Source organism: Paraburkholderia sp. BR10936 (assembly GCF_040965735.1).
Lineage (GTDB): Bacteria > Pseudomonadota > Gammaproteobacteria > Burkholderiales > Burkholderiaceae > Paraburkholderia > Paraburkholderia nodosa_A.
In genome coordinates this window covers 92,338-117,048 of the sequence record NZ_JBFRCM010000014.1, presented here as the reverse complement: position 1 = coordinate 117,048, position 24,711 = coordinate 92,338, and the positions used below count along the sequence as shown (strand labels likewise).

19 protein-coding genes are annotated in these 24,711 nt (G+C 62.4%); 12 read left to right on the top strand and 7 right to left on the bottom strand.

Annotated elements, in window-relative coordinates; translation table 11 throughout:
* Nucleotides 1-98: 98 nt before the first annotated feature.
* The 7 genes from AB4Y36_RS26770 to tssJ form a co-directional block, all read right to left on the bottom strand.
* Nucleotides 99-998, bottom strand: coding sequence for a transporter substrate-binding domain-containing protein (locus tag AB4Y36_RS26770; RefSeq protein ID WP_368684596.1), 900 nt, complete (start codon nucleotides 996-998; stop codon nucleotides 99-101).
* On the bottom strand, nucleotides 991-1,851 hold the full coding sequence (locus AB4Y36_RS26765) for an ABC transporter permease (RefSeq protein ID WP_256094886.1): 861 nt from the start codon (nucleotides 1,849-1,851) through the stop codon (nucleotides 991-993). The genes AB4Y36_RS26770 and AB4Y36_RS26765 overlap by 8 nt, the downstream gene beginning before the upstream one ends.
* Entirely contained in the window at nucleotides 1,832-2,680 is an 849-nt protein-coding gene (locus tag AB4Y36_RS26760; RefSeq protein ID WP_368684665.1) for an ABC transporter ATP-binding protein, read from the bottom strand. Before AB4Y36_RS26760 ends, AB4Y36_RS26765 begins: the two co-directional genes overlap by 20 nt.
* A gap of 2 nt (nucleotides 2,681-2,682) precedes the next feature.
* On the bottom strand, nucleotides 2,683-3,768 hold the full coding sequence (locus tag AB4Y36_RS26755) for an ABC transporter substrate-binding protein (RefSeq protein WP_368684595.1): 1,086 nt from the start codon (nucleotides 3,766-3,768) through the stop codon (nucleotides 2,683-2,685).
* Nucleotides 3,769-4,002: 234 nt separating this feature from the next.
* On the bottom strand, nucleotides 4,003-4,785 hold the full coding sequence (gene icmH / locus AB4Y36_RS26750) for a type IVB secretion system protein IcmH/DotU (RefSeq protein WP_368684594.1): 783 nt from the start codon (nucleotides 4,783-4,785) through the stop codon (nucleotides 4,003-4,005).
* The gene (gene tssK / locus AB4Y36_RS26745; RefSeq protein WP_069266632.1) at nucleotides 4,782-6,128 is read right to left on the bottom strand and encodes a type VI secretion system baseplate subunit TssK; all 1,347 of its coding nucleotides are present in this window, start codon (nucleotides 6,126-6,128) and stop codon (nucleotides 4,782-4,784) included. Before tssK ends, icmH begins: the two co-directional genes overlap by 4 nt.
* Nucleotides 6,129-6,242: 114 nt before the next feature.
* A complete protein-coding gene (gene tssJ, locus AB4Y36_RS26740) occupies nucleotides 6,243-6,857 on the bottom strand; it encodes a type VI secretion system lipoprotein TssJ (protein WP_342948796.1) in 615 nt (204 codons plus the stop codon).
* 354 nt (nucleotides 6,858-7,211) lie between these two features.
* On the opposite strand from tssJ, the gene AB4Y36_RS26735 reads away from it, so the two are divergent.
* The 12 genes from AB4Y36_RS26735 (at nucleotide 7,212) to AB4Y36_RS26680 (ending at nucleotide 24,654) form a co-directional block, all read left to right on the top strand.
* Nucleotides 7,212-7,895 (top strand): tetratricopeptide repeat protein, encoded by a 684-nt coding sequence (locus AB4Y36_RS26735; protein ID WP_368684593.1) that lies wholly within the window; start codon nucleotides 7,212-7,214, stop codon nucleotides 7,893-7,895.
* Nucleotides 7,896-7,955: 60 nt separating this feature from the next.
* Nucleotides 7,956-8,510 (top strand): type VI secretion system contractile sheath small subunit, encoded by a 555-nt coding sequence (gene tssB / locus AB4Y36_RS26730; RefSeq protein ID WP_342948797.1) that lies wholly within the window; start codon nucleotides 7,956-7,958, stop codon nucleotides 8,508-8,510.
* 18 nt (nucleotides 8,511-8,528) lie between these two features.
* A complete protein-coding gene (tssC, locus tag AB4Y36_RS26725) occupies nucleotides 8,529-10,022 on the top strand; it encodes a type VI secretion system contractile sheath large subunit (protein WP_368684592.1) in 1,494 nt (497 codons plus the stop codon).
* 140 nt (nucleotides 10,023-10,162) lie between these two features.
* Nucleotides 10,163-10,666, top strand: coding sequence for a type VI secretion system tube protein Hcp (locus tag AB4Y36_RS26720; RefSeq protein ID WP_028206760.1), 504 nt, complete (start codon nucleotides 10,163-10,165; stop codon nucleotides 10,664-10,666).
* Nucleotides 10,667-10,747: 81 nt separating this feature from the next.
* On the top strand, nucleotides 10,748-11,227 hold the full coding sequence (tssE, locus tag AB4Y36_RS26715; protein WP_069266628.1) for a type VI secretion system baseplate subunit TssE: 480 nt from the start codon (nucleotides 10,748-10,750) through the stop codon (nucleotides 11,225-11,227).
* A gap of 69 nt (nucleotides 11,228-11,296) precedes the next feature.
* Nucleotides 11,297-13,135: a type VI secretion system baseplate subunit TssF gene (gene tssF, locus AB4Y36_RS26710; RefSeq protein ID WP_368684591.1), complete on the top strand. Its 1,839-nt coding sequence runs from the start codon at nucleotides 11,297-11,299 to the stop codon at nucleotides 13,133-13,135.
* Nucleotides 13,099-14,184, top strand: coding sequence for a type VI secretion system baseplate subunit TssG (gene tssG, locus AB4Y36_RS26705; protein ID WP_368684590.1), 1,086 nt, complete (start codon nucleotides 13,099-13,101; stop codon nucleotides 14,182-14,184). The genes tssF and tssG overlap by 37 nt, the downstream gene beginning before the upstream one ends.
* A gap of 31 nt (nucleotides 14,185-14,215) precedes the next feature.
* Entirely contained in the window at nucleotides 14,216-16,876 is a 2,661-nt protein-coding gene (gene tssH, locus AB4Y36_RS26700; protein WP_368684589.1) for a type VI secretion system ATPase TssH, read from the top strand.
* 69 nt (nucleotides 16,877-16,945) lie between these two features.
* On the top strand, nucleotides 16,946-18,067 hold the full coding sequence (tssA, locus tag AB4Y36_RS26695; protein WP_368684588.1) for a type VI secretion system protein TssA: 1,122 nt from the start codon (nucleotides 16,946-16,948) through the stop codon (nucleotides 18,065-18,067).
* Nucleotides 18,068-18,069: 2 nt separating this feature from the next.
* Nucleotides 18,070-20,598, top strand: coding sequence for a type VI secretion system Vgr family protein (locus tag AB4Y36_RS26690; RefSeq protein WP_368684587.1), 2,529 nt, complete (start codon nucleotides 18,070-18,072; stop codon nucleotides 20,596-20,598).
* 73 nt (nucleotides 20,599-20,671) lie between these two features.
* On the top strand, nucleotides 20,672-23,602 hold the full coding sequence (locus AB4Y36_RS26685; protein ID WP_368684586.1) for a hypothetical protein: 2,931 nt from the start codon (nucleotides 20,672-20,674) through the stop codon (nucleotides 23,600-23,602).
* Nucleotides 23,599-24,654: a hypothetical protein gene (locus tag AB4Y36_RS26680; protein WP_368684585.1), complete on the top strand. Its 1,056-nt coding sequence runs from the start codon at nucleotides 23,599-23,601 to the stop codon at nucleotides 24,652-24,654. The genes AB4Y36_RS26685 and AB4Y36_RS26680 overlap by 4 nt, the downstream gene beginning before the upstream one ends.
* The last annotated feature ends 57 nt before the right edge of the window (nucleotides 24,655-24,711 follow it).

The window sequence follows — 24,711 nt, the reverse complement described above, 5'->3', positions numbered from 1 at the left end:
CAACGGGCATGGCTTCGAAACTCGCGAAATGCGTGCGGCCACAAGGCGTGCCTGTTGAAAAGCTATCAGCTGCGCGTGGCAGAACTCAGGCGGCGCAGCTAGTGGCAGTACAGGTCGTTTTCCGCGTTGAACATGTCGAACGCGAGGCTGATTGCCTGATCTTTGCGCACGGTCGCCAGCCAGCGGCTGCGTTGCCACTGCGCCACTGTATTGCCGACAAAGACCGCGCTTGCCGCATCGCCCGCGCGCGTGGCGATGAACGCCGCCTGCGCAGCGATGGTTCCGGGTAGCGGGCGATAGTAGGACCAGTCCGCCTGCTTGAGCAGCGCCTCGATCACGAATTCGTCGTCGACAAGGGCGGCGCAATCGCCCGCCTGGAACGCCAGCAGCGCATCGAGCGGCCGGTCGAATCCGCGCAGGTTCGCGTGGTACTCGCGCGCTGCGCGCCGTGCATAAGGGTTGCCTTGCGATGCGCAAATCGCGCGGCCGTTCAGGTCTCGCCATGTCCGCACGTTGCCATGATCCAGCACGAGCGCCATGCCACGGCCGCTCGAATACGAAGCCGGTGCGAACGCGACCCGCGCGTCGGGCGAGAAGTCCAGGCCGGCAATGGCGGCATCGGCTTTGCCCGCCTGCAGCGCGGCACGCGCGGCGGCCGGTTCGGCCAGCAGGAACTGCACAGGCAGCCCTGCGCGGCGAGCGAGGTCCGAAGCGAGCGCCGCCGCGAACGGGTCGGGCGAGCGCAGCGCGCGGTCGACCTTGCCGACATAAAGCGCAGGCGCGGGGCGCGGGGGCACCGCCACGATCAGCACGCCGCGTGCTGCCGCGGCTGCGAAAGGCAGGTCGCTTTCGGCAAGGGCGCGTGGCAACTCGCGGTTCAACGCCCACGCGAGCAGCTCGAGTAATGCGAGCGCTGCGAACGTGGCCGCTAGCGCGGTGGCGGGCCAGCGCAGGCGCCGCGGAATTGCCGAAGCGTCGAGCTCAGCGTTCCTAGCCATTCTGCGCGAGTCCGACGCGCCAGCGCAGCAGTTGCCGTTCGAGTATCGACAGGCCCTGATTGATCAGCAGTCCAAATATGGCGAGCAGCACGATGCCTGCGTACATATCGGGAATCTGAAACGTCTCCTGCGAATTGAGCGTATAGAAGCCGAGCCCCGAACGTGCCCCGATCATTTCTGCCGCCACCAGCGCCGTAATGCTGTAGGCGCCCGCCAGACGCACGCCTGTGAGGATCTGCGGCAACGCAGCCGGCAGCACGACCTTCGTCGCGATAAAGCGCTGCGAGGCGCCCATCGAGCGCGCGCAGTCGATCAGCACGCGCTCGACCTGTTTCACGCCCGCAATGGTGTTGAGCAGCACCGGCCAGAACGCGGCCCACACGACAATGGCGATCTTCGACGACTCGCCGATGCCGAGAAACAACATGAAAACGGGAAAGAGCGCAAACGCCGACACCTGCCGCAGCAGTTGAAAGACAGGATCGACGACGCGTTCGACGCGCTTGAACCATCCCAGCAGGAAGCCGCATGCAATGCCACCGGCCACGGCAAGCAGCAAACCGCTGATGGAGCGCACGGCGCTCGCACCGATATGCGTCCACGCGTCGCCGTTTTCGAAGAGCCGCGCGATGGCGAGGGCGACTTGTGAAGGCGGGCTCAGGTAAGCCGCGTTGACCACGCCGAGCCGGGGCAGCAACTCCCACAACAGGAGGAAGGCGGCGAGCGCGAGGGAGCGCTCCACGCCTACGTATAGGCGCGCGAAAGATGAAGCTGTGCGCGCGCGCTGAACGCTGTGCGAGGATTCGCGGACCGCGCCCGGGTTGGACATCGAGTCAGACATCGAATCGGACATGATCGGCTCCCGTCAATGCATGGGTTTGCGGCTGTGCGTCGAGTCGCGTGTCGAGTTCCGTGCTGAGGCTCGCCCATGCGCGCTGACGCAGCGCGACGAACGCCGCCGAGTGACGCAGCGCGGCGTCGCGCGGGCGCGGCAGGTCGACGTCGATGATCTCTTTCACGCGTCCGGGGCCGCGCCCAAGAATGGCGATGCGATCGGAGAGAAAGATCGCCTCGTCGATGCTGTGCGTGACGAACACGACGGTCGTGGCGCTTTGCTCCCAGATCGCGAGCAGTTCCTGCTGAAGCAATTCGCGCGTCTGTGCGTCGAGCGCGCCGAACGGCTCGTCCATCAGCAGGATCTCGGGGCCATAAGCGAGCGCACGCGCGATGGCCACGCGCTGGCGCATGCCGCCGGAAAGCTGATGCGGATAGTGATCCGCGAATTCCAGCAGGCCCACGAGGCGCAAGAAGCGTTCGGCCTCGCTGCGCCGCTCGACGCGTTTCATGCCGCGAATTTCGAGTCCCGCTTCCACGTTCTTGCGCACGGTGCGCCACGGAAAGAGCGCGTAGCCCTGAAACACGAAGCCGAGCTTTTGCCGCACGGCGCTCACGGGGTCGCCGTCCACGCGAATATCGCCCGAGGTTGGCAGCGTGAGGCCGGCGAGCACGTTGAGGAAGGTCGACTTGCCGCAACCGCTCGGCCCCAAAAGCGCCATGAATTCGCCTTCGCGTACGGCGAGATCGAAGCGTTTGAGGACCGTATGGTGCGTGTCCGTTTGCGCGTTGCTATAGGTGAGGGAGAGATCGCGCGCGACGATCTTCTCGTGTAGCGCAGTTGCCATGCTCACGAGCGTGTTCCGTTCGGCAAGGGCGTCGCGCTGGCCTGGGCCTCGTGCTTCGCGAACGGATTGAAGTCGTTCGTGTAGACATCCTTGACGTTGACCTTGCCCTTCGGAATCTTGCCTGCCGTTTCGAGGATATCGATGTAGTACTGGATGGGCGGCTCCGTGACCACGAGATCCTTCACGTAGGCATAGCGCTCCACGAGCCGAACGTCGATGCCGAGCCGCTCGGCCGTCAGCTTGCGCGCTTCGTCGGGATGCGCATTGACCCAGTTGCCCGCCTTCGCGATGGCCGTGACGAAGTCGCGCACCGCCTGCGGGTGGGCACGGGCAAACGCGCCGTTCACGCTATAGGGCGCCATGCCGCCAAGGCCGTGGTCCTCGTCCCAGTCGCTCCACAGCTTGCGCAGTTGCGGATCGGCCTCCGCCGAGCCGGAAAAGGGCGGATGAATGATCGCGACATCCACGTTCTTCGTGACGAGCGCCTGCTCGGACTGATTGTCGGGCACGACGAGCCAGTTCACCTTCGATACATTCACACCGTGTTGCGCCAGATACTTCTTGGTCACGAACTCCGCGCACGCGCCGAAGCTGTTGAACGCTACCGTTTTGCCCTCGAAGTCCTTCGGACCGAGAATGCCTGAATCCTTGCGCACGAAATACTTCATGTGCGGCGCGTCGGGCAGCGTTTCGCCGCCTGCGGAAATGACCTTGATATCGGCGCCGCTGGCAATCGCGGAAATGACGAGCGGCACCATGCGCGTGCCGAAATCGATATCGCCGGTGCCCACGAGCGGAATGATCTGCGGCGCGGAAATCTTGCCGACATATTTGGGCCGCGTGCTCGTGTTGTCGAAGTAGCCGAGCTTGTCGGCGAGATAGACCAGGTCGAACGCGGGATTGTCGGGGTACTTGAAGTAGGTGATTTGCTGCTGCGCCGGCGCTTGTCGGGTCGTGACAGACGCGTCTTGCGCCTGCTCCCCATGCGGCTTGCAACCGCTCTGGAGTACCAGGACCGCAGCGGCGCACGCGGCAAGCAGAACGGTTCCGGCGGAGCGCCGACGGATTTTCGGGGAGAACGCCTTCATGAGCGGAGACTCGGCAACGAGCAGGGTAGTGGATTGACGATGCTCGATGATTGTCGATCTGCAACGATTCCAGGCAAACCAACGAATTATGATTTGCTTAGTTGTTCGTATCGACAATGCGTCAATCCGGCTACTCTGCAGTTGCTTCGAAATATCCGCTGCGGCGGTGGTTTTGCTTTTTGCGTTGATTGGGTGCGAAAGGGGCGGGCCGCACGCCACGCCCCTTTCGAACGCTCAAGGCAGCGAGATCGTCAAATTTGCCGATTGCGGCCCGAGCTTGATGAGTTGCGTATACGGGGCGAGCATGTGCACCGTGTTGTTGCGCAGCCAGGTGCTGAGGCCGAGCCAGGCGAGCAGACCCACCAGCGCGAACACCGCGCCGATGGACCACAGCGGCACCTCGCGTTTGAGGCGGTGCGCAACCTGATCGGGCAGCGGCCAATGCGGCGCGAAGGCCGCGCGCTTGCCCTTGATATGCGCGATCTCGTCGCCCAGGCGCGCCGTGAGATAGGCGAGCTTTTCCGGCCCTTCGAGAATGTACTTGCCCTGGAATCCGAGCAGCAGGCACATATGGAAGACCTCGAGCGACTGCAGCCGCGGCGCGCCTTGTGCGCGACATTCCTCGAGATACTGGAAGAACTTCTCGCCCGCGAGTTGCTCGCCAAAGAGCGCGAGCTGCAAGGGGCGGCGTTCCCACTCGGCGCGAATACGGAACGACGATGCCAGCACCGATTCGTCGAGTGCGGCGCAGAACGCGAACTTGGCCGCGTACACGTCTTCGGCCGCGACGTTCAGTTTTTTCGCGCCGCGCTCGAAATCGCCCAGAAACTGCTGCACGCGCGCGCCGAATTCGCTGGCGTCGCCGGGCTCGCGGCCGTTCTTCAACAGGAACAGCATGAAGAAGCCGTCGTAGAGCAAATCGAGCAGCGAGCGCACCTGGTAAGCGGGCTCCGCGGCAGGCGCGGGGTGATTCACGGGCGGCGCCGCGTCGCCGAAAAGGGAAGGGGCGTTGCTCATGACGTCACCGCGATCAGTTCGAGTTTGAGATCGTTGATGCCCGAGGGCGCATAGACCATGGCCGACTGCGCCTGCACCATGCGCTCATAAAGCGCGCTACGCGCCTCGAACGCGAAATAGCATGCGCCGGGCCGCACGGGAATGGCGGGCGGCACCTGGGGCGTGTAGACGAGCCGCACGCCCGGCATGGCCGAGAGCACGAGCTTGTCGACGTCGTCGGGCGCGCCGACCTTGAAGCGAGCCGGCACGGCCTCGACGAGGTCGACGGCGGGCATGTCTGCCGAAACCGCGAGATAGAACGTGGTCTTGTCGTCGATCTTGCCCGAATCGAGCCGGCCGATATGGAACGACGGACGCACTTCTTCGAGCGCAATGGCGAAGTATTGCGTGGAGATCACCGTTTCGAGCAGGTCGCGCAGTATCGTATCGAGGCGCGCAAAGCCGGGGCCGGGATCGTCGTGACGGTACGCCGGCAGGTCGGCCAGCGCGTAGCCCTTGGAGAACGTCATGAGCTGGCCCGCGAGGCGCAGCAGCTCGTGAAAGAGCCGCTCAGGGTGAAGCGCCGCATGCTGATAGAGATGTGCGAGCGTGGCGAACGCGCCGCTCGCCGTATGCAGCAGCCAGAACGAGGCGATGTCGCCCGAACGGAACTCGATGATGTTCTTGGTCGGCTCGCGATGAAAGCCGTAGAGCGCATTGACCTTGGCCTGCAGCGCGTCGATGAGGCGGCGCAGGCGCTGGTGCAGGAGCGGCGACGCTTCGATGGCGAGACTCGGCGGCACGAAGCTTTCGTCGACCTCGAATCCCGAAGTCGCAGTGCGCCGCACGCGTGCGACGGGCACCGAGAGCAACTGGTCGCGCGGCTCGCTGTGCGCGATCAGCTTGACGTTCGTTTTCAGGAACGTCACGTCGGCCTGCGCGGCGTCCGTGTAGTGATCGGCTACGCTCGCCTGCTCGCTCACGTAACGCGTGACGAAGCCGTCGTTGCGATCCGGCGCGTAGTTCGTGCCGGTTTCGCGCATCTGGTGCAGCGCCAGGTAGAACGTGAATTCGTTGATGCCCTCGGGCAGCGTGTCGAGCGCCACGGGCGGCGGCAGGTCGTCGGCCTGCGGCGCGCTGTAGAGCGTGCCGTCCGGAAACACGAGCGCGAGTTCGCTCATGCGCAGCATGTTGCTGCCCAGTGCGTCGTGGTCGAGCCGCGCGGTGCGCACGCCCCAGTTGTACGGCGCAATGGCCTGGATCGATTCGAAGAGGCGCGCTTCGTGATAAGCGTCCTGCCGCTGGAAGTGCTGAGGCCTGAGGAACAGGCCTTCTCCCCAAAGCACTTTCGAGGAATAACTCATGTTAAATCGGCTATATGCGTGATTCGGCCCGTGCCGCTCGCGCCGGCGATCGGCGGACTGAAATTGTTAAATATCCCGCTTGCTCGTTACTCTGCCTGGTGCTTTGCCCTTTATTCACCCGCAAGTCACCGACGAAAGCAGATTCAGCTGCTGCGGCGGTAATCCCTGGTCCGGCGAGATCACCGTGCCGCTCGTGACGGTCATTGCGCAGTTATGCAGGCCGACCATTATGCCGGATTTCTCGGATTTCGCAGGATCGAAGGCGAACTTCCAGCGCTGCATGGCCGGATCGCGGAATAGCGCGACGATGCCGAAGGCTTGCGCCTCGCGTGAAACCTTTTCTGTGGCGTTATATCTCTGGCCCGGAATGAGCGTCACTTCGCGCACGCCGAGCAGGTCGCTGCCCAGCGCGCTCTTTTCTTTTGCGGGGTCGGTGAACGTATCGAACGGCGCCTGCTGGAATGACGTAGGGTCCTTCAGCACGTATAGCCGCACGACGAGCGCAAGCGGCTTGCGGTCGGTCGCCGCGTTGAGGTTTTGCGCGGCAAGCAGCGTGATACCGAGGTCGCGCGGGGGTTTCTGGCTGTCCGGCACGTCGGGCTTGCCGATGCCCGCGAGTTGCAAAGCGGCCGACGCCGCACTGCCGAGCGCCGGTACGGCCGCCGCGCAGCCGGCGAGTTGCGCCGCGACGATGAGGATCGATGCGAAACGAATAACACGCGCATTCATTATTTGTTGGCCAGGCGTGAATGCCCGGGGTCCGTTAAGTGATGATATGCGATCCGGATAATGCTATCCGCATAAAGACGCATTTAACCCCGCATGGCGCCGATAAGCGGTTGATTAAGTGATGCGGCAAACTTTTCCGGCTCGCTCGTGTTTTCAATTGCACGAGTGAGAAATTCTTTCCTGTGTGAATTTCTTGTGGCAGTAAACCCCGTGTCAAAGAAGCTATTTAGTGTCGGCGCATTACATTAAGAAGTTGAATTATCAAAATTTGGGCTGTACTATACCCGCGCGCTAGAGCTAAAGCAAAACTCTAGTTCCCTCCCATCGAATTAATAATTACACGCTGGTGAAAGAATGATAAACCGGGTCATTTCAAGGCTCTCCGGGGTGGTGCTGGCATGCGGGGTAATCGCGGGCTGCGCTACGCAGGACCATAATCTCGCGGCATCGCCAGACGCATTCAACAAGGCGCTAGCCGACGCCGATACCGCGGCGAAGGGCGGCGATCAGGATCGCGCGATCGCGCTTTACCAGAAACTCGCCGCTGCGGATCCCACGCGCGAAGAACCGTGGTCGCGCATCGCGCAGATCCAGTTCCAGCAGCAACACTATGGACAAGCCATCGTGGCGGCGCAGGAAGCGCTGCAGCGCGATCAGACCGACCGCGCCGCGAAGAGCGTGCTGGCCGTGGCCGGTTTGCGCGTCGCGACGCAGTCGCTTGGCGAACTGCGCCAGGATGCCTCGCTACAGGGTGATGCGAAGTCCGATGCGCAGGCGCTCGCGAAGCAGTTGCGCGACACGCTCGGCGAGGATTCGCTGTTCCCGCCCGAGCAGGCGGATAAGCCCGCGCTGAAGAAGCGCCGCATCGTTCGCCATGTGCAGAAGCCGGCGGCGAAGCCCGTTGAAACAGCCGAGGCTGCACCGTCCGCGCCCGCAGCCACCGCGGCTGCGGCTCCTGCGCCCGCGCCCGCTAAAGCGGCGCCGGCCAAAGCGGCGGCAAGCGGTGGTGCGTCCGATCCGTTCAGCGCACTGCGCTGAACCGCACGGCGGTGAATTGCTGACAACAGGTCTTGAACGACTCGAACAGGGGAGCCCTCGATGGCCAAGAAAGAAAGTATTCAGAAGCGCTTGCAGAAAGTGCGGCCGCCGCGCGTCCAGTTGACGTACGAAGTCGAACTCGGCGACGCGATTGAGGTGAAGGAACTGCCGTTCGTAGTCGGCGTGATGGGCGATCTCGCGGGTCAGTCGGAAGTCGAACAGCCGCGGCTGCGCGACCGCAAGTTCGTCAATATCGACCGTGACAATTTCGACGACGTCATGAAGGGCATCGAACCGCGCGCGGCGTTCCAGGTCGAGAACCGGTTGAGCGAGGCGGGCGGCAAGTTCGCCGTGGACTTGCGCTTCCGTTCGATGGCCGACTTCAATCCCGACGAAGTCGTCGCGCAGGTCGAGCCGCTGCGTCGTCTGCTCGAGGCGCGCTCGAAGCTCGCGGACCTGCGCAACAAGCTCGCCGGCAACGACAAGCTCGAAGACCTGCTGAGCGAGGTGCTGGCCAATACGCAGCAATTGCAGGCGCTCGCGGGCAACACGGGCGGCGCTGGCGAAGCGGATCGTGGCGAGCGCAACGAATCCGGCGACGGCAACGAGCAATAAGCGCGAGGGGAGATCGACATGAATCAGCAGACTGGCGCAGTTCGCGCACCGGCCCTGGAAGAAGCCAAGGCCGCGCCCTCGTTGCTCGACGAGATCGTCGAAAAGAGCAAGGTGGCCAAATCCGAATCCGAGCACGCTCGCGCGAAAGACCTCATTGGCGAGCTCGTGCATCAGGTGCTGGAAGGCACCGTGATCGTCTCGAGCAATCTTTCCGCGACGATCGATGCCCGCGTGGCCGAACTCGACCGCCTGATCTCGGCGCAGCTGAGTGCCGTGATGCACGCGCCGGAATTCCAGGGGCTCGAAAGCACCTGGCGCGGCCTCAAGTATCTGTGCAAGGAAAGCAATACCGGCTCGACCATCAAGATCAAGGCGCTGCACGCGCCCAAGCGCGACATCGTGCGCGACTTCAAGACCGCCGTCGAATTCGACCAGAGCGCGCTCTTCAAGAAGATCTACGAAGAAGAGTTCGGCACGTTCGGCGGCGCGCCCTTCGGTGCGCTGATCGGCGACTACGAAGTGACGCGCCAGCCCGAAGACATGTATTTCATCGAGCAGATGTCGCATGTCGCGGCGGCGGCGCATGCGCCGTTCGTCGCGTCGGCCTCACCGGAACTGCTCGGGCTCGAGTCTTTCGCCGACCTCGGCAAGCCGCGCGACCTCGGCAAGGTGTTCGACACCGTCGAATACACGAAGTGGAAGTCGTTCCGCGACGCAGAAGATTCGCGCTACGTGGGTCTCACGTTGCCGCGCTTTCTCGGCCGCCTGCCGTTCAATCCGAAGGACGGCGCGACGGCGGAAGGCTTCAATTTCGTCGAAGACGTGGACGGCACGGATCACGCAAAATACCTGTGGTGTAACGCGGCATGGGCCTTTGCGGCGCGTTTGACCGCGGCGTTCGACGACTTCGGCTGGTGCGCGGCGATTCGCGGCGTGGAGGGCGGCGGCCTCGTGGAAGACCTGCCCACGCATACGTTCAAGACCGACGACGGCGAGATCGCGCTGAAATGCCCGACCGAAATCGCCATCACCGACCGGCGCGAAAAGGAACTGAGCGACCTCGGTTTCATTCCGCTCGTCCATTGCAAGAACTCGGACTACGCTGCGTTCTTTGCCGCACAGTCAGTGCAGAAGCCCAAAAAATATAGTACCGACAACGCGAACGCGAATGCCGTGCTTTCGGCGCAGCTGCAATACATCTTCTCGGTGTCGCGCGTGGCGCACTATCTGAAGGCGATGATGCGCGACAAGATCGGCAGCTTCGCGTCCGCGCAGAACGTCGAAGTGTTCCTGAACCGCTGGATTTCGCAGTACGTGCTGCTCGACGACAACGCCTCGCAGGAACAAAAGGCGCAGTTTCCGTTGCGCGAGGCATCGATCCAGGTCAGCGAGATTCCGGGCAAGCCGGGTTCGTACCGGTCGGTCGCGTTCCTGCGGCCGCACTTCCAGCTCGACGAACTGTCGATTTCGCTGCGGCTCGTGGCGGATCTGCCGAAGCCGGCGAATGCATAAAACCGCGCGAGCGCGCAACTGAGTTGAGCAGGAGCGGTCCGCTATCCAGCGGATCGCACCGGGAAGCAACCCGGGGGCATCGCCCTCGGGCCCGCGTTAGCAAACTACCGTAAACCACCACTCTGGGGAGTCGAGGCGTTATGAAGGACATCTATCTAAAATTCGGCAATCCGGCCATCAAGGGCGAGTCGCAGGACAAGGACCATGCTGGCTGGATCGAAATCGATTCGTGGAATCACTCGATTCTGCAGCCGCGTTCGGCAACGGCCTCGACGGCGGGCGGTCACACGGTCGAGCGCTGCGAGCATGCCGACATGCGCTTCCTGAAGGACATCGACGTGGTGAGCCCGCTGCTCTATCAGCACGCTTCGGGCGGCACGACCTTCGACGAAGTCACGATCGACTTCATGCGCTCGGACGGCGAGGGTAACCGCATCAAGTACCTCGAAATCAAGCTCAAATACGTGATCATTTCCAGCATCACGCCGGAAGTGGTCGGCGAAGGGCTGCCCACGGAGCAGTTTTCGCTGAAGTATGCGGCCGTGCAGTGGAAGTACACGCAGCAGAAGATCGGCGGCAACCAGGGCGGCAATGCGCAAGGCGCATGGAGCCTCACGAAGAACGACAAGACCTACGCGGTCTGACGCGGCGTGCGCAGGCGGCGCGCGCGATCGCGTGCAATGCCTGCGCCGGTTTCATCTGGCTGACCGACTCTATTTGAACCGATGAAGCGTTTCGAGCCAGGACTGCTTGACAAGCTCTTCGACGACGATCCGCATTCGCCGGCACCGGCGGCATTGCGGCAGTTCTCGATCGAAGAGCTCAAGGCGACCGTTGCGCGCGATCTGGAGTCGATCCTGAATTCGCGCATCGCGTTCACCGAGCACGAACTCGCGATGTTGCCCGAGTGCCGCCGTTCGATCCTGACCTACGGGCTGAACGATTTCGCTGGCTTGAGCCTCGCGAGTCATTACGACCGCGCGTTCATCTGCAAGTCGATCCAGCAGGCGATCGAGCGGCACGAGCCGCGTTTGCAGCGCGTAACGGTGACGCTCGAACTGAACGAGCGCTCGACCAACGCACTGTACTTCGCGATTCAGGCGTTGTTAGTGGTGCATCCGGCGCAAGAGCCGGTGAGTTTCGACGCGATGCTGCAGCCATCGACGCTGCAGTATTCGGTCACGCGCGCACGCGCAAAAGCATGACGCGGCCGCGACCGGCGGCGCGCGACATGGCATGACACAAAGGTAGTTTTGGGGGGCGGGAGCGTACCGATGGAAGAGCTGTTGCCGTATTACGAGCGCGAATTGTCGTTCCTGCGGCGTTATTCGCGCGAATTCGCCCAGCGCTACCCGAAGATCGCGGCCCGCCTCGCGATGACAGGCGAGCACTGCGAAGACCCGCACGTCGAGCGGATGATCGAATCGTTCGCGTTGCTCGGCGCGCGCATCAACAAGCGACTCGACGACGACTACCCGGAGTTCACCGAGGCGCTGCTGGAGGTGCTCTACCCGCATTATTTGCGCCCATTCCCCTCGTGCTCGATCGCCCAGTTCGGCGCCGCGGGCGCGCTCGGCAATCTCACCGAGCCGGCCGTGATCGAGCGCGGCACGGAACTGAAGTCCCGGCCGATCCGCGGCGTGCAATGCCGCTTTCGCACCGCCTATGACGTGACACTCGCGCCGATCCGCGTTTCGGAGGCGCGCTACGTGCCGGCGGCGATCGCACCGAGCGCGACCGTGCTCCCGCCGAATGCAACCGGCGTCCTGTCGATCACGTTCGAGTCGACGTCGCCGCAGTTCGACCTTTCTGCGTGGAGAAGCGGCGGGCTGCGCACTTACCTGCACGGCGAGCAGTCGTTCATCGCGGCGCTCGGCGATTGCCTCTTCGTGCACGCGATCGCCGCCTACGCCGAGCCCGAACGCAATGGCCGCTGGCGCGCTCTCTCCGCGCTGCCGTTCGCGCAAGCCGGCTTCGACGCGGCTGACGCGCTGATCGACTATCCCGCGAAATCGCACCCTGCGTACCGCTTGCTCACGGAGTATTTTGCGTTTCCGGACAAGTTCGATTTCGTCGACTTCGACCTCGCGGCAATGACCGCCGCGGCGGGCCGCTGCCAGCGACTCACGCTTCATATCGTGCTCAAGGACGTGCGCGGCGACTCGCACGTGGCACGGTTGCTCGACGCACTCGCGGCGCACCATCTGCGGCTTTTCTGCACGCCCGTGGTGAACCTCTTCAAGCAGCACGGCGAGCCGATTCGCCTCGATCATCAGGCGGTCTCGTATCCGGTGGTGGCGGAGGGCCGGCGCGCGTTCGCCTATGAAGTTTATTCGATCGACTCCGTGCAACTGGTGCGGCAACGCGCACACGAAGAAACGGTCGTCGAGTTCCGGCCTTTTTATTCGCTGCGGCATGGGGAATCGATGCGGGCCGGCCACTACTGGTTCGCCCGGCGCGACGAAGCCGTCGCGCAAAAGAGTCCGGGCTACGAAACCGAAATCTCGATCGTCGATATCGACTTCGAAGTCGATACCGAGCAAAACGAAACATTGAGCCTCGATCTGACCTGTACCAACCGCGATTTGCCCACTGCGCTCGCGACCGGGCTCGAAGGCGGCGATCTGTTTCTGGAGGGCGGCGCGATGGCGAGCAGCATCGCGCTCCTGATGCGGCCGACGCCCTGCGTGCGCTTCGAGCGCCGCCAGGCCGCGCACTGGCGGCTCATTTCGCATCTCGCGCTCAATCACGTCTCGCTCGTGAACCACGGCGCCACCACGCTCAAGGAAATGCTCGCGCTCTATGACCTGCGGCGCACGGCGGTTTCGGCGCGGCACGTGGACGGCATCGTCGACGTCGAGCAGCGCGCCGCCGTGCAATGGCTGCCCGGCAAGCCGTTCGCGACCTTTGTGCGCGGCATCGAAATCCGCCTGACCGTCGATGAGGATCACTTCGTCGGCACGAGCCTCGGAACGTTCGTACGCGTCATCGACGTGTTTTTCGGGCTTTACGTGCACATCAACAGCTTCGTGCAACTGGTCGTCGTTTCGCGGCGCACCGGCGAGGAGATCATGCGATGCAGCCCCCGCAGCGGCGAATCGATTCTGGCGTAATCGAGCGGCTGCTCGATGAGCCGCACCGCTTTGGTTTTTTCCAGGCGGTGCGCCTGCTCGAACGCTGGTTCGTCGACAAGGCCGGCGCGCGGCAGCGTGACGTGCTCCCACAGCGTATCGGCTTTCGCAACACGCTGTCGCTCGCGTTTCCTGCCAGCGAGATCGCGGTTGCCGTGTCTTATGACGCGGCTGGCGCGCCGCTGGCCGATGCCGGCCAGCGCACGGCGGCGCTCGATGCAGGCGAACTCGAACGCGTGGATCTCACGCCCGCGTTCTTCGGGCTGCTGGGCGCGCAAGGCGCGCTGCCGCTGAACTACACCGAGCAGATCGTCGCGCGCGAGCAATTGCGGCGCGACCGCGCGGCACGCGAGTTTTTCGACGTGTTTTCGAACCGCGCCACGGCGCTGTTCTATTCGGCGTGGAAAAAGTACCGGCTGCCGTTGCACTACGAACTCGATCGCGACGAACGCTATCTGCCACTGCTGCTCGCGCTTGCGGGCGTGGCCAACGACGCGTCGCGCGAGAGCCTGCAGGAAGGCGGCGGCGCGCTCTTCGACGAGGCGATCGCGGGGCATGCGGTGGCCGCGCGTCATCAGCCAGTTTCCGCCGCGTATCTGCGCCAGACGCTCTCCGACTATTTCGGCGTGCCCGTGCAGGTCGAGCAGTTCGTGGGCAAGTGGTACGACGTGCCGCCCGACCAGCTTTCCATGCTCGGCCAGCGCAACGTGATGCTCGGTGCAACGGCGCTTGCGGGCGAGCGCGTCTGGCAGCGCGACATGCGTGCGCGCCTGGTGATCGGGCCGCTTTCGAAGGCCGACTATGAGGCTTTCCTGCCGGGCGCGGAACACGCGCTCGCGCTCGAACGCATGCTCACGCTGCTCGCGCGCGTGACGCTCGAATACGAGGTGCTGCTGGTGCTGCGCCGCGAGGAAGTCGGGCCGAGCCGCCTGGGCGCCGGCGCGCGTCTGGGCTGGGATGCTTTCCTTTGCACGCACGAAGCCGACCGCGAGCGCCGCGACGCACGCTACGAACTGCACGTCATTCATTGAACACACGAGACCCGAGGCCGGACCGGACGACATGAGCACGCCCCTGAAAACCCTGATCGCGAAGCTGAACACGACTTGCCGGCTGGCTACCGAGCGTGCGGCCAGTGCGTGCCTGTCGCGCGGGCACTACGAAGTGGACCTCGAGCACGTGCTGCTCGCGCTGCTCGAAGAACCGGCCAGCGACCTCGCATGCGTGCTGCGTGCGTCGCGCGTCGATGTGCATGCGCTGCGTGCGGATCTGGAGCGCGAACTGCAACGCCTCAAGATGGGCAATACGCGCACGCCGGTGTTCTCGCCGCATTTGATCGCGCTGTTCGAGCAGGCCTGGCTGATTGCGTCGCTCGACTCGCAGATCGGGCGCATCCGTTCCGGTCATCTGCTGCTCGCGCTGTTGAGCGCGCCCGATCTCGCGCAGTTCGCGCAGCGCATGTCGGCGCGTTTCGCTGAGATTCCTGTCGGCGAACTCAAGCATCGTTTTGATGAGGTGACGCTCGGTTCGGTCGAGGTCGAGCCTGTCGAAGGCGCGGCAGAAGCTGGTGGCGAGGTCGGAAGCGCAACAAGTGTCGCTGCGTCGAAAACGCCTGCTCTCGACACCTACACGACCGACCTGACCCAGCGTGCGCGCGAAGGGTTTGTCGACCCGGTGATCGGGCGCGAAGCGGAGATCCGTCAGACGATCGATATCTTGATGCGCCGCCGCCAGAACAACCCGATCCTCACCGGCGAGCCGGGCGTGGGCAAGACGGCCGTGGTGGAAGGGCTCGCACTGCGCATCGCCGCGGGCGATGTGCCAGAGGCGCTGAGCGGCGTTGCGCTGCGCGTGCTGGACATGGGGTTGCTGCAGGCCGGCGCGAGCGTGAAGGGCGAGTTCGAGAACCGTCTGAAAAGCGTGATCGACGAGGTCAAGAAGAGTGCGCAGCCCATTGTGCTCTTCATCGACGAGGCGCATACGATCATCGGCGCAGGCGGTCAGGCCGGCCAGAACGATGCGGCGAACCTGCTCAAGCCCGCGCTCGCGCGTGGCGAGCTGCGCACGATCGCCGCGACGACGTGGAGCGAGTACAAGCGTTACTTCGAGAAAGATGCGGCACTGGCACGGCGTTTTCAGGTGGTCAAGATCGAGGAGCCCGACGAAACGCTCGCGGCGGCCATGCTGCGCGGCATGGTGGGGCTCATGGAGCGCCACTTCGACGTGCGCATTCTCGACGAGGCGATTACCGAGGCCGTGCGGCTTTCCCACCGGTATATCAGCGCGCGGCAACTGCCCGATAAGGCCGTGAGCGTGCTCGATACCGCGTGCGCCAGAGTGGCGCTCGCGCAGGGCGCGACGCCTGGTGCGATCGATGACGGCAAGAAGCGCATCGAACGTATCGAAGCGGAGATCGCCTCGCTCGAGCGGGAAACCGTGCATGGCGCCGAGCATGAGGGGCGCCTCGTGGCGCTGCGCGAGGCGCGGGACACTGCCGCTCGCGAACTGGCAGAAAGCGAGGCGCGCCACGCCGAGGAGCGCGAACTCGTGGCGCAGATCACGAAACTGCGCGGCCAGATCGACGCGGCGCGCGAAGACAGTACGTCATCCGAACGAATGCGCGAAGCCGATGCCGCGCGCGAATCGTTGCCTCCGCTCATCGCGCGCCTGCACGTGCTGCAGGAGAACGCGCCGATGGTGCCGCTGCAGGTCGACGCACACGTGGTGGCGGAAATCGTCGCGTCATGGACCGGGATTCCGCTGGGCCGCATGGTGAAGGACGAGATCCAGACCATGCTGAATCTTCATCCGCTGCTGGCCGAGCGCGTGATCGGCCAGGATCATGCGCTAGAAGCCATCGCGCAGCGCGTGCGCACGGCGGGCGCGAATCTGGAGGACCCGAACAAGCCACGTGGCGTCTTCATGTTCGTGGGACCGTCCGGCGTGGGCAAGACGGAGACGGCGCTCGCATTGGCCGACATTCTGTACGGTGGCGAACGCAAGCTCATCACCATCAACATGAGCGAGTATCAGGAGGCGCACAGCGTATCGGGCCTGAAGGGCTCGCCGCCCGGCTATGTAGGCTATGGCGAGGGTGGAGTGCTGACCGAGGCAGTGCGCCGGAACCCGTATTCGGTCGTGCTGCTCGATGAAGTGGAAAAGGCCCATCCCGACGTGCTGGAAATGTTCTTTCAGGTTTTCGACAAAGGCACGATGGACGACGCCGAAGGCCGTGCGATCGACTTTCGCAATACGCTCATCATCCTCACGTCGAATGTGGGCTCGACTGCGGTCATGCAGGCCTGCCTGAACAAGTCCGTTGGAGAACTGCCTGACGCTGAAGCGCTGGCAGAGTTGCTGCGCCCGCAACTGTACAAGTCGTTCAAGCCCGCTTTCCTCGGCCGCATGAAAGTCGTGCCGTACTACCCGATTTCCGACGACGTGCTCGCGGAGATCATCGAGCTGAAGCTCGAGCGCATTCGCCGCCGCGTCGAGGCAAACCACGGCGCCACATTCGAATGGGACGAGTCACTCGTCGATGCGGTGCTTGCGCGATGTACCGAAGTCGATTCGGGCGCGCGCAACGTCGATCACATTCTGAACGGCACGCTCTTGCCGGAACTCGCACAGCAGATTCTGGAGCGCATTGCGCAGGGCACGTCGCTCGCGCGCGTGAGCGTGCGCGCCGATGATGCGGGTGAGTTCGAGTATGAGGTGCAATGACCATGACGTTGATATGCGACCCCCATGCTTCGCTCGAAGCCCGACGCCTTAGCCCTTCTGTAGAACGCCATGTCGACTGACACGACCGCGCTGCTAGCGCCCATTAATGAAGCGTCGCCGTGCGGCGCCGACCTGCTGTTTTCGGCGGATTTCGACGCGATCCAGCATGCACGACGCTTCGACGACCCGTCGCTCGACCAGGGCGAGTGGATCACCGAGATCAAGGAAGCCGACTGGCCTTTCGTCGTCGAACGCTGCACGGCGTTGCTGCGCACGCAGACGAAGGACTTGCGGCTCGCCGTGTGGCTCACCGAGGCGCTCGCGATTCAGGAGGGCGTGCCGGGCCTCACGCAGGGCTATGCGCTCCTGAGTGGACTGGTCGAGCAGTTTTGGGAGCAAGTGCATCCGCTACCCGAAGGCGACGATACCGAGTACCGCCTCGGCAATGTCGCGTGGCTTGCGGGCCGCACGGCGGAATTGCTGCGTTCGGTGCCGCTCACGCAGTCGGGGGTGGCTTTCAGCGCGATCGACTGGGATGTCGCGATGCACGTCGCGCAGGCCGTCAAGCGCGATCCGGACCACGCTGACGATATCGCGCGCGGCAAGCCTTCGGTGGAGCAGATCGACGCCTCGAAGCGGGCCACGCCGGCTTCGTTCTATCGAACGTTGCTCACGCAGTTGAAAGCATTCGAAGCCGCTCTCGCTGCGCTCGATATGGTGCTCGAGGCGCGAGCCGGTGATGCGGCGCCGAGCTTCCGGCAAGCGCGCGAGGCCAGCGAGAGCGTGTATGGACTTGCGGAGCGGTTCGCGCGTGACGTGGGCGTGAACCTGAATGCGGAGGCCTTGGAGCCTGCCGTGCAGCCGGCCGCTTCGCCCGTGGCTGTCGAACGCGCGGAACCAAGCTTCAAGACACCTTTGGCCGTTGAGGACACCATGGCGAATCCGATTCGAATGCCGGTACGCGCGTACGCGGGCATACAGAGCCGTGCCGAAGCCGTTGCGCAACTGCGCGCGGTTGCTGTCTTCTTTCGCGAGACCGAACCGCATAGCCCCGCCGCCTATCTCGCGGACAAGGCGGCGGAATGGGCGGAGATGCCGCTGCACAAGTGGCTTTCGACCGTGGTGAAAGACGATGGCACGCTCGCGCAGATTCGCGAGATGCTGGGTGTGAAGACCGATGATGCGGGTTGAGCATGAATCTCACTGAACTTGTGCAGGTCATTCAGGGCGGTCTGATCCAGCAGGACCGCCTGATCAAGGCCGATATTCCGGTCTTGCCGGATAGTGCGCTCGTGCCGCGCAGGGCAGTTCTTTGTTCGGAGCTGGGGCGCGATTTCAGCGGTACGCTCGACCTCGTGTCCACGGCGGGTGACATCGAGCTCAAGAAACTCATCGCGCAACCAATGACGCTGTGGATTCAGCAAGCGGACAAGTCCTATCTCCCGGTCAACGGCTATATTCATACGGCCCGAAGGCTCGGCGCGGACGGCAGCTTCACGAGTTACCAGCTGACCTACGCCTCATGGATGCACTTTCTGCGGTTCCGCAGCGACATGCGGTACTGGCAGGACAAGAGCGCCGACGCCATCATCACGGACGTATTCAACGAGCATCCGCAGGCGCGCGGCCAGTTCCAGTTCGCCTTGAGCAAGCCGCTGCCGCAACGCTCGTATTGTCGGCAGAGCGAAACCGACTGGAACTTTGTTCACCGGCTGATGGAAGAAGAAGGTCTGTTCGGCTTCTGGCGGCAGGCGAAGGACGGCAAGTCACATACCTTGGTGGTGACCGACGACATCCACACACTCGATGAGGTGTCGCCTAATCCGGTTACGTTCTACCGGTCGGGCACTGGCAGCGAAACGGACGCCTTCACGCAGTGGTCGGGCTCGCGGACGTTGCAGAGCACGGCGCATACGACGCGCACGTTCGACTACAAGACGCCGTCGTCCGCGGTCAATCCCAAAGGGACAACGCTGCCGACGATGGCGAACCAGGGGGATTTGCCAGAGCAGGCCGAGGTTTATGAATACACCGGCGCGTACACTTACTTGGACCAGACCCGCGGCGAGCAGCTTTCAAGGGTTCATCTGGAGGAGTGGGAATCGCGGGCCAAGCGCTTCTACGCGGCGGGTGGGGTTCGCGGTATCGATGCGGGACTGCGCTTCGAATTGACCGGTCACCCGGAACACGATCACGATTCGGCGAGCCAGCGAGAATTCGCCGCGATCAACGTGCGCCGGTACATCGAGAACAACCTGCCGCTTTCGGACCACGAAGCGAGCTTTCCCCACAGCCTGCAGAGCGAACTGGCGCGGGCCAAATCCGGGCACACCGGAGAGACTGTGACCCAGGAAGATGGTTCCGCCGGTTTTTATCTGGTGGAGGTCGAGGCGCAACGCGTGACGGTTCCTTATCGCAGCCCGTTCGAGCACAAGAAGCCGGAGATGCACCTGGAGACGGCTATCGTAGTGGGGCCGCAGGGCGAAGAGGTCTACACGGACGAACTGAACCGGGTGAAGGTGATGTTCATCTGGGACCGGCAGAATTCCGGAGATGCGGGTGCTTCGTGTTGGGTGCGGGTCGCGCAGTCGGATACGGGCGGCGGTTACGGGAGCGTTCACGTTCCTCGGGTCGGTGAAGAAGTGCTGATCGGGTATGTGGGCGGAGATTGCGATCGGCCCATCGTCCTGCATCGCGTCTACAACGGGAGTGTCCAGCCGCAGTGGCACAGCAACGGTATTCTCTCGGGCTACCGGTCGAAGGAGTATTCGGGTTCCGGCTTTAATGAAATGGTGCTCGACGATGCGACGGGGCAGAATCGGGCGAGGTTGTTCAGCAGTACGGGGAACAGTGTGCTTCATCTGGGGTATCTGATCGACCAGAGCGGAAATACGCGCGGTTCATACCTTGGATCAGGATTCGATCTGAAGACGGATTCGTACGGTGCGGTGCGTGCTTCGCAGGGGCTGTACGTCACGACGCATCCTAAACAGGCTGGCAGCCAGCAACTGGACGTGAGCGAGGCCAGACAGCAACTCATGGGCGCCAAGAGCGTGGTTGAGTCGATGTCGCAGGCTAGTGAGGCGCATCAGGCGGAGAGTCTCAGTGACGGGCACGATGCGCTCAAGTCCTTTACCGATGCGACACAGAGCAGTGCGCAGGGTGGGGCATCGTCTGGTGGCAGAACGGCTGGAGGTGGCACCGGCAATGCGAACGCGTTCAAGTCGCCCGTCATGCTGGTCGCGAGTCCGTCTGGTATCGCGCTGTCGACGCAGCAGTCAGTGCATTTGGCGAGTGATCAGCAAACTAATTTAGTGAGCGGGAAAAGCACGTTTATTGCCACCGGGAAGTCACTCGTGGCGAGCGTGGCGGAGAAAATAAGTCTCTTCGCGCAGAACGCTGGCATCAAATTGTTTGCTGGCAAGGGCCCCGTGCAGCTGCAAGCGCAGTCGGATGCAATCGAACTGGCGGCGCAGAAAGGGCTGACGGTAATTTCGGCGACCGATATGGTCACAATCTCGGCAAAGACGGGAATTTTGCTGACGAGTGGCGGCGCCTATATCCGGATCGCCGACGGCAATATCCAGGTCCACGCGCCTGGGACGGTCGATGTGAAGGGGACGGCGCACAATTTCTCGGGACCGACGCGCCTGGACACGAACTTCCCGTCATGGGTAGCGGCGGACGGCAAACCAAAGCGTTCTACCTCATTCTCGGGATAAGCGCTTCGTGGAGCGAGCAGGACGCCCTGCGCACCCACGGTGCTTTTATGAGCATAATCAGGAAACCAACAGCATGGCAGCCGACAATGGCGATACGTTGACCCCGGTCTCGCAATGGGCCTATCCCTTTCCACAGAAAAATGCGGCAGGAACAGTGGACCCGGACGCCTATCTGGCCGCACTCCAGGGCAGCGATGGCGCCTTCCCTTTGGGCTTGAACGGTCTATGGCATGGCGGGATTCATCTAGATGAGATCGGCGCGTCGCCGACGGCAGGCGAAAGCGCAATGGACCGCAGCGGCGGCGTACGGTGTATCGCGGACGGTGTGGTCGTGGCTTACCGGCTCGATAGCGACTACCAGCATTTGTCTTATCCAGACAAATCGACGGCGCTATATTCGCGAAGCTTCACCTTGGTCAAACATAGGCTGACCTTGCCCGCGGTGCCGGCGAATGCGCCGAATGCGCCTAACAATGCGTCGCATCCAACTGGCACTCCGTCGCAGACGCCCGCGAACAACCAACCGAACAAGTTGAGCACGGACCCGGCAGATTCGCTGGTCTTTTTCAGCTTATACATGCATTTGGCGCCTTGCACGGTATACAAGCATTCGGAACAGGACAAGAACAAAAAGACCTGGCCGAGTTACTACAACGCCGAACCGCTTTACACCGTCAACGAGAAGCGCGCTACCGATAAGCAAGAGAACGTCAAGGACGGGGAGCCGATCAAAGGCTCGCATGTGCATCGCGACAACCATGGCCATGTGGGCGAGAACATTGGAATTTTGCCGTCGGGCAGCAAAGTTAAACTTCAACGTCTGGCACATGCGCCGAAGAACTGGGGGCGCATTGCCAGCATCGTTTCCGGTGGCATCGTCCCGCTTGTGCCCGGAAAAGAGGCGCCGGCGGATGCGTCGCATGGCTGGGTATTTATCCCGTGGCTCGATGGCGAGATCGATCCTGCGGCCCTCGACAGCGTTTATGTGCTGCCCACGCCGGTACGCATTGGTGCCGGTGACGTGATCGGCTATCTGGGTGAATATCAGAATGTCGAGCATACGTCGACTTTGCCGCCGAGTCCGCAACGTGCGTTGCTGCATGTCGAGGTGTTCGCAGGCGACGATTTACAGGCGTTTTTAGCGCGCAGCCGCGCGCGTGCGGCGCAGTTGACGCAGGAGCCAAAGACACAACTGGTGCTGTCGAAAGGGGCGAATCTGTACGGCTGTAAGACCGATGGCGATTTTACGTTGCCCGCGAACACTGCGGTGACGGTTGCGAAAGACGCACCACAGACGGGCATGTGGACCAAGGTGCAGGCCAAGGCGGCTGGCGCCAACAGCGCAACGGATTACTGGATTTTGCGCAGTGAGCTGGCAAGCAAAGACTCACGACGCGCATGGAATTCCTTTCCGTTGTCGTTGTCGGCGGCGCCCACTGGAAGCAGCGACTACACGCGCGTTGTTAATATCGCCGGTCTGACCGAACATTTGGACGACAAGAAGAGCAAGTGGTACGAGGTCGATGCGGGCGATGCCAGTATGAAGACGGTCAAAGGGTTCGTTTGCGCATCCGGACAGCCGAATGTCTCGCTGCAGAACAAATGGGCATGGGCCGGATTTGAATTGCTGTCGTCGAATCTGACGACAGCCGATATGTACAAACGTTACCTTTACCTGAAAGGCGACAACGCAACTGCAGACGAAAAGAGCGCGTTCGAGGCGAGTTTCAACACGGCGAAAAGCGATGCGCTGATCGCAAAGCTTGATGAGATTCTGACGCCAAGGAGCGACCCGCAAGGCAAGATCGGTGGACGGAGTCTGCTCTCTGCATTGGACCTGAAATGGCGCGCGAGTCGTATCGATCATTTGGTCGTGAAATACGAGAGCGAGTGGGGCGGCCCGATGAGCAAATGGGACGCGCTCGACTCTTTTATGCATGATGGTCTGCCGTATTGGAAGACGGAGAAAGAGCGGATCAAGCTGTTGCAGATGTGGGATGCTTGCCAGGCGGCACTGAATCCCGTGTCGGCACCGAGTGTCTATCATTTGCATCCGGTGGGGATCGTGGGGAATTTCTTCGATCCCGACGCTTGTGCTTGCGGCTGCTGCGTAACGGTGACCGGAACGCGCTTCAAGAAGGATGCGAATACGTATTGGTATGGCCCGCAGCATTCGGGTTCGATCTCGCTGGGCAACTGTCCGGCGTTGGCGACGATGCGGACCAACGGGACCCTAAGCGAGACCGAGGAAAGGATTCTGCGCGCCATGTCGCAGAATGAAGGCAAGGTGGATACGGTTCAAGCGATCGATGTAGCAATCATCAGCGCTGGGGCAATGCAGAAGACCATCCGTGGTTCGGCAAGCCAAGGCGAACTGGCCACCCAGATCGCTGCGTTTCGAGACGCGCATCCTGCTGAGTACCAACGGTATTTTGCTAATTGCGGCTGGACCGTTACCGGTTCGGGCAGCGATGCTTCGCTGGGGTACGCGCATTCGACATTTACGAGTGGCGCCCGGATCATTGGTGACGAGCTTTACACTGCGTTACGGCGCGATTGTTCCATCTCCACTTTTGGCAAGCCGGTCAACTGCCCGCCTGTCGCGTCGATGGCGCACGCTGTGTCGTCACCGCTATACCAAGAGCTGCAAATCAAGGACTTCGTCGATCGGCTTAATCAGGCTATCAACAAGACACCTAGCGGCTACGCTTATCCGATCAAGGATTATCTTCAGTCAGCGCTCGGCCGTGCGACCGTGCTGGATCAGGACGTCAACTGGCCCCGTGCAACACCAGTCAGTATGAAAACTTCGTTGGATCGCTTTTTTCAACACAATCCGCAGGCGTCGCACAATCCGGCAGAATGGGGGGCGAACAGGTCTGCATACGAAACAAGTATCCTGCAAGATTACGGGCCATCGCGCTCTATGGCGCAAGTCAACGGCGAGTCGGTCGCGCCGGGAAGATATCAGCATCTGGTCCAAGCCTTGGGAATGCCATCTTGAGAAAGAAGACTTCAAAATCTATGAAGACAAGTAACCTGCAGTTTCGAATCAGCTTAGTTTGCTTGGATGCTGTTCGTATCGGCACGGGGATTGCCACCGCTTTTCTCCTGACCAACGGCGCTGCTACGCCATCACTTGCCTCCGAAACATCGTCCACATTCCGCTTCGCTCTACCGGGTGGGGCAGCCATTCTTTACGGCAACGCATCGAACCCTCAAGCACCATTGGCCGAGCGGTCCTGGCAACAGGCAGTATTTTATTTCCCGAACGGAGCGACGTTCAGCCTGCTGCCAAGAACTGGCAAAACGAACGCTGGCGGGGCTGCAATTGAACCGCCGAGCGAGAGCGATATTTCGCCGTCCGGCCAATTTGTTGTTATAGGGCGAGTCGAATCGGGGACGGTATCGTCTGGGCCGGGGCAAGCGGAGTCCGTCCTGAGCCGGGAGTACTGTCCTGTCATTGAGATACGCACGGGGTGTATTACCGCCGATCAAACTGGTGCGATATGCGGAGCGGGCTGGCAGGCTGGCCAGCCCGCACAGTGGGGAACGGAGGATCAAACGAACGTGATGCTGAAGCGCGATCGTCCGTCGGCGAGCAGGCTGCTGCGCTTCATCAGCGCCGGTCAGCCGGTACGATTAGTAATCGACGACGATTCCGGTGCGGACAATCTCTTGCGGTGCGATCCGCTGTCGTCCATTAATCGCGAGGCCTATCAAAAGATTGCAACTGCTTTGCATGCCGCAGGCGCGAGCAACGATGCGCGATTGATAGACGCCGCACTGTCGAATGCCAACGACGGCGCGGCACATACGTTAGAGTCTGCAGTCGCGGATGACCGGCACCGTGCGGCGACTGTGTCGGCACATAATGCAACGCTCTATACGGCACCCGATGATAGCCACGCGAGCCGCGCCTATCTAGTCCAGAACGATACGGTGACGGTATTGAAGCAGTCGCCTGCCGGGTGGGCCTATGTCGACTACGTCACAGCTTCCGGCAAGCATCTGGTTCGATGGGTCAAAGCCGACCAACTGTCGATCGAGCCCTGATGTGATCGAATAACTGAATTGAAATGCCGTGACCACTTTTTCGGACGTATCGTGCGT

Coding starts and splice junctions, on each gene's coding strand:
- tssE (WP_069266628.1), top strand. CDS start 10,748: ATGAAGCGTTTCGAGCCAGGACTGCTTGACAAGCTCTTCGACGACGAT.
- AB4Y36_RS26755 (WP_368684595.1), bottom strand. CDS start 3,768: ATGAAGGCGTTCTCCCCGAAAATCCGTCGGCGCTCCGCCGGAACCGTT.
- tssA (WP_368684588.1), top strand. CDS start 16,946: ATGTCGACTGACACGACCGCGCTGCTAGCGCCCATTAATGAAGCGTCG.
- AB4Y36_RS26760 (WP_368684665.1), bottom strand. CDS start 2,680: ATGGCAACTGCGCTACACGAGAAGATCGTCGCGCGCGATCTCTCCCTC.
- AB4Y36_RS26685 (WP_368684586.1), top strand. CDS start 20,672: ATGGCAGCCGACAATGGCGATACGTTGACCCCGGTCTCGCAATGGGCC.
- icmH (WP_368684594.1), bottom strand. CDS start 4,785: ATGAGCAACGCCCCTTCCCTTTTCGGCGACGCGGCGCCGCCCGTGAAT.
- AB4Y36_RS26770 (WP_368684596.1), bottom strand. CDS start 998: ATGGCTAGGAACGCTGAGCTCGACGCTTCGGCAATTCCGCGGCGCCTG.
- AB4Y36_RS26720 (WP_028206760.1), top strand. CDS start 10,163: ATGAAGGACATCTATCTAAAATTCGGCAATCCGGCCATCAAGGGCGAG.
- AB4Y36_RS26690 (WP_368684587.1), top strand. CDS start 18,070: ATGAATCTCACTGAACTTGTGCAGGTCATTCAGGGCGGTCTGATCCAG.
- tssH (WP_368684589.1), top strand. CDS start 14,216: ATGAGCACGCCCCTGAAAACCCTGATCGCGAAGCTGAACACGACTTGC.
- tssG (WP_368684590.1), top strand. CDS start 13,099: ATGCAGCCCCCGCAGCGGCGAATCGATTCTGGCGTAATCGAGCGGCTG.
- tssK (WP_069266632.1), bottom strand. CDS start 6,128: ATGAGTTATTCCTCGAAAGTGCTTTGGGGAGAAGGCCTGTTCCTCAGG.
- tssF (WP_368684591.1), top strand. CDS start 11,297: ATGGAAGAGCTGTTGCCGTATTACGAGCGCGAATTGTCGTTCCTGCGG.
- tssB (WP_342948797.1), top strand. CDS start 7,956: ATGGCCAAGAAAGAAAGTATTCAGAAGCGCTTGCAGAAAGTGCGGCCG.
- tssJ (WP_342948796.1), bottom strand. CDS start 6,857: ATGAATGCGCGTGTTATTCGTTTCGCATCGATCCTCATCGTCGCGGCG.
- AB4Y36_RS26735 (WP_368684593.1), top strand. CDS start 7,212: ATGATAAACCGGGTCATTTCAAGGCTCTCCGGGGTGGTGCTGGCATGC.
- tssC (WP_368684592.1), top strand. CDS start 8,529: ATGAATCAGCAGACTGGCGCAGTTCGCGCACCGGCCCTGGAAGAAGCC.
- AB4Y36_RS26765 (WP_256094886.1), bottom strand. CDS start 1,851: ATGTCCGATTCGATGTCTGACTCGATGTCCAACCCGGGCGCGGTCCGC.